Raw genomic sequence first — 3,425 nt, 5'->3', positions numbered from 1 at the left:
AGGCTCAGGAAGAGCCATTCGTCGTGGCTGTCGAACGCGTGGAAGTTACCGAGATGCAACGATTCGGCGAGCCGGCCGAGCTCGAGCAGGTCGCCGCGCCGCGCCGCCTGCGTGAACACCTCGTGCGACGCCACCTGGCGGCTTTCCTCGTCGTGCGCGCGCAGCGACGCGTGATAGCCGATCGCGCGCCGGTGCGACACCGAGAACACGGGCTGGAACACGCTGAACACGGTGTAGCCGCCGTACAGCACGGTGCGTCGGTTCCCGTCGTCGCCGGCGACCGGGCGGGGCGGCTGAAAGCCGGGGGGATCGATTTCGATCATGCTCATGATGTCGGCCGAAGGAAGACTCCCAGTTTACCTACAGAATACGCGAGCAAGAAGTATGCACGGCAGGCGCCGTGTGCGGCCGCCCGCCGCTGCCGACATGCGCACGCGTGTCGGGCCGCGTTGCACCGCGATGGTGCGTTCCGGCCCGATTCGGCGCGCGCCGCGCGTCACGCGCGCTCGGACGGGTCGGTCTTGCGCGCGGTGCTGCGGATCTCGGGTGCGAGCTGCGCGAAGATCCACGCGGACGCGGCCGTGATGATCCCGACGCAGATGAAGGTCGCATGGAACGCCGGCAGCGTGTTGCTCGGCGTCACGGTGCGCAGCATGCCGGTGAACGTTGCGAGCAGCGCGCCGGCGACCGTGACGCCGAGGCTCATCGACAGCATCTGCACGAGCGAGAACAGGCTGTTGCCGCTGCTCGCGCCGCCGGTGCCGAGATCCTTCAGCGTCAACGTGTTCATCGCGGTGAACTGCATCGAGTTGAAGCCGCCGAACAGCGCGAGATGCACGACCTTCACCCACACCGGCACCGTGTCGCGCATCAGCGCGAAGCTCGCCATCATCACGCCGACCATGATCGTGTTCGCGAGCAGCACCTTGCGATAGCCGTGCTGCGTGATCAGCCGCGTGATGATCCGCTTCGAGAACATGCCGGCCGCCGCGACCGGCAGCATCATCAGCCCGGCCTCGAACGCCGAGTAGCCGAGGCTCACCTGCAGCAGCAGCGGGATCAGGTACGGCATCGCGCCGCTGCCGATCCGCGCGAACAGGTTGCCGAGCAGCCCGACGCTGAACGTGTGGATCTTGAACAGCTCCAGCGAGAAGATCGGCTGCGGCGCGCGCACCGCGTACAGTCCGTACGCGACGAAGCACGCGAGGCTCAGGATCAGCAGCACCAGCACGGCCGCGTGCTGCATGCCGAGATCGGCGAGCCCGTCGAGCGACAGCGAGATCGCGACCATGCCGATCGTCAGCAGCAGATAGCCCTTCAGGTCGAAGCGGCCGGCGGCCGGGTTGCGCGAGTCGGGCATCGAATAGAAGGTCGCGATGCAGCCCGCGACGCCGACCGGCACGTTGATCAGGAAGATCCAGTGCCACGACGCGATCTTCACGAGCCAGCCGCCGAGCGTCGGCCCGATCAGCGGGCCGATCAGGCCCGGAATCGCGACGAACGACAGCGCGGGCAGGTAGCGTTCGGCCGGAAAGGTGCGCAGCACCGCGAGCCGCCCGACCGGCAGCAGCATCGCGCCGCCGACCCCCTGCACCACGCGGAACGCGACGAGTTGCGTCAGCGTATGCGCGTTCGCGCACAGCAGCGAGCCGAGCGAGAACACCAGGATCGCGCTGAAGAACACGCGCCGCGTGCCGAACGTATCGGCGAGCCACCCCGACACGGGAATCATCACCGCCATTGTCAGCGAGTATGCGATCACGACCGATTGCATTCGCAGCGGCGATTCGCCGAGGCTCGCGGCCATCGACGGCAGCGCCGTGTTGACGATCGTCGCGTCGAGCGTCTGCATGAAGAAGCCCGTCGCAACGAGCCAGAGCATCACGGTGAGGTTCTTTTCGCCGGGAGCGGCGGCGGGCGGGCGTTGGAACATGACGGCGGGGGCGGTGGCGCGGGACAGCCGACATTGTAGGGAAAGCCGCCGCGCCGTGCAGGTTCGGCGCGGTATGTCGTGTGGCCGCCGACCGGACTGGCTCGGACCGGCTGCGGGAAGCCTGTCCCCGTCGGACGGCCAGTACAGTTCAGCCAAAAGTGTCTGCGGCCGTATCTGTCCGTGTGCCGTCACTGTCCGAAATACTGGCGTCATCGAACCCGTGCGACCAGGAGGCTGCCATGCGCGAACTGCGACTTTACGTGATGGACGGCGACGAGCCGGCCGGACGGTGGCGGATCGTCGATCGCACGCTGCTCGAAGTGGCCGAGGGCGACGTGTGGGTGACCGTCGAGGGCCAGCCAGACGATCACTGGCTGAGTGCCGGGGCGTCCTTGGCCTTGCTGCCCGGCATGCGCGCGTGGGTCAGCGCGGGGCCGCGCGGCGCGACGTTCGCATTCGGCCCGCTCGCGGCACCGGCCGTGCGCACAGCGTCTGCATGGTGGCGTCCGTTCGCCGTGTGGCGCGACGGCCGGCGTCACGCGGCCGCGTCGCTGCCGACGTAGCGGGCGCGCGGCCGGATCAGCTTCCCGTCCGCGTACTGTTCGAGCGCATGCGCGATCCAGCCGGCCGTGCGGCCGGCCGCGAACAGCGTGAATGCCGCGCCGTCGGGCAGCGCGAGCGTGCGCTCCAGCACCGCGAGCGCGAAATCGATCGTCGGCCGCAGGCCCGTCGCCGCTTCGACGCGTGCGGCGAGCGCGTGCGCGACGCGTAGCACCGGCCGCTCGGGCGCCGCCGCGTGCAGCGCATCGAGCAACGCCCGCGCGCGCGGGTCGCCGTCGGGGTACAGCGGGTGTGCGAAGCCTGACAGGGCGGTGCGGCCGCCGTCCGCGCGTTCGTCGTGCGCCAGCCGCAGCGCGAGGTAGCGATCGAGATCGGCGGCGCGGGCCGCTTCGTCGAGCAGCGTGCCGGCGCGGAACGTCTCACCGCCGTGGCGCGGCCCCGACAGCGCCGCGAGCCCGCCCGAGATCGCGCCGAACAGATGGGTGCCGGTCGACGCGATGCAGCGTACCGCGAAGGTCGACGGATTCAGTTCGTGATCGGCGCACAGCACGAGCGCGCGCCGCAGCAGGTCGGCTTCATTGCGCCGCCGCACGCGCCACGCGGCCGCGAGCTGTTGGTGCACGGGCGCGTCGCCCGGCGCGATGCCGGCGAGTGCGGCCGTCGCGACGCGCAGCAGCAGCGCCGCGGAATCGAGCTGTGCGTCGCGCCCCTGCGCCCACAGGCGCGGCAGCGACGCGGCGGCGGCCGGCAGCAGCACCAGCGTGCGTTCGAGCGGCGCGAGGTGCGCCCAGCGACGCGCCCAGTCGTCCCACTGCGCCGCGTCGAAACCGGTCGACGCGAGCGACGCGGCGGCCAGCCGCGCGGGCGCACAGTCCCACAGCCGCGCGGCCGTTTCTTCGAGTGTCGCCGCGTCGGCCAGCGCGATCGCATC

General features: G+C 70.5%; 3 protein-coding genes and 1 pseudogene. 1 reads left to right on the top strand and 3 read right to left on the bottom strand.

The genetic code is table 11. The annotated features are described in order from the left end of the window. Both JMF90_RS29815 and mdtD read right to left on the bottom strand, forming a co-directional pair. Window positions 1–329, bottom strand: a pseudogene (locus JMF90_RS29815) (EAL domain-containing protein); the annotation flags it as partial. Window positions 330–496: 167 nt separating this feature from the next. Next, on the bottom strand, window positions 497–1,933 hold the full coding sequence (gene mdtD / locus JMF90_RS29810; RefSeq protein ID WP_011694373.1) for a multidrug transporter subunit MdtD: 1,437 nt from the start codon (window positions 1,931–1,933) through the stop codon (window positions 497–499). Between the two features lie 239 nt (window positions 1,934–2,172). Here mdtD and JMF90_RS29805 point away from each other — a divergent pair, with 239 nt between their 5' ends. Continuing rightward, window positions 2,173–2,496, top strand: coding sequence for a DUF2917 domain-containing protein (locus JMF90_RS29805; RefSeq protein ID WP_011546032.1), 324 nt, complete (start codon window positions 2,173–2,175; stop codon window positions 2,494–2,496). Here JMF90_RS29805 and JMF90_RS29800 read toward each other — a convergent pair. After that, window positions 2,469–3,425 (bottom strand): citrate synthase (locus JMF90_RS29800; protein WP_201325794.1); only part of this gene is annotated, 957 nt, incomplete at its 5' end. The two genes, JMF90_RS29805 and JMF90_RS29800, sit on opposite strands and share 28 nt — an antisense overlap.

Source organism: Burkholderia sp. E168m23, assembly GCF_016586125.1.
Classification (GTDB): Bacteria; Pseudomonadota; Gammaproteobacteria; order Burkholderiales; family Burkholderiaceae; genus Burkholderia; species Burkholderia orbicola.
Note: the sequence above shows the minus strand (reverse complement) of the source record. Positions and strands in the feature narration are given on the sequence as shown.